This is a genomic window from Staphylococcus sp. EG-SA-2, from assembly GCF_017152085.1.
In genome coordinates this window covers 1-740 of record NZ_JACYHC010001075.1, presented here as the reverse complement: position 1 = coordinate 740, position 740 = coordinate 1, and the positions used below count along the sequence as shown (strand labels likewise).

The 740-nt window shown below is 34.2% G+C and carries 1 pseudogene; it reads left to right on the top strand.

Annotated elements, in window-relative coordinates:
• A pseudogene (locus tag IDG60_RS27915) lies at nt 1–740 on the top strand (bifunctional metallophosphatase/5'-nucleotidase); the annotation flags it as partial.

Genomic DNA, 740 nt, shown 5'->3' with positions numbered 1-740 from the left:
GGATGACCATTTCACACGAAGCTTTAAATCACCTTTACGACGAAGCAAAATTTATAGTGACATGTAGCAATGTTATAGATGAATCAGGTCATTTACCAAATAATATCGTTTCTTCTTATATTAAGGACATAGACGGTGTGAAAATACTATTCGTTGCAGCGACAGCACCTTTTACCCCATTTTATCGTGCACTAAATTGGATTGTTACCGATCCACTTGAATCTATAAAAGAAGAAATTGAACTTCAACGAGGTAAATTTGATGTATTAATCGTGCTAAGTCATTGTGGCATTTTCTTCGATGAAACATTATGCCAAGAATTGCCTGAAATTGATGTCATTTTTGGTAGTCATACGCATCATTATTTTGAACATGGTGAAATCAATAATGGTGTACTGATGGCGGCAGCTGGAAAGTATGGTAATTATCTTGGAGAGGTTAATTTAACTTTTGAGGCACATAAAGTAGTACATAAAACTGCAAAGATTATTCCTTTAAAAACATTACCTGAAGTTGAAACTTCATTTGAAGAAGAAGGAAAAACGTTAATGTCCAATTCAGTAATTCAACATCCAGTAGTGCTTAAGCGTAGTATGAATCACATAACTGAAGCTGCATACTTATTAGCTCAAAGTGTTTGTGAGTATACACATGCACAATGTGCCATCATCAATGCTGGCTTACTCGTTAAAGATATTGTAAAAGATGAAGTGACAGAATATGACATTCATCAAATGTTA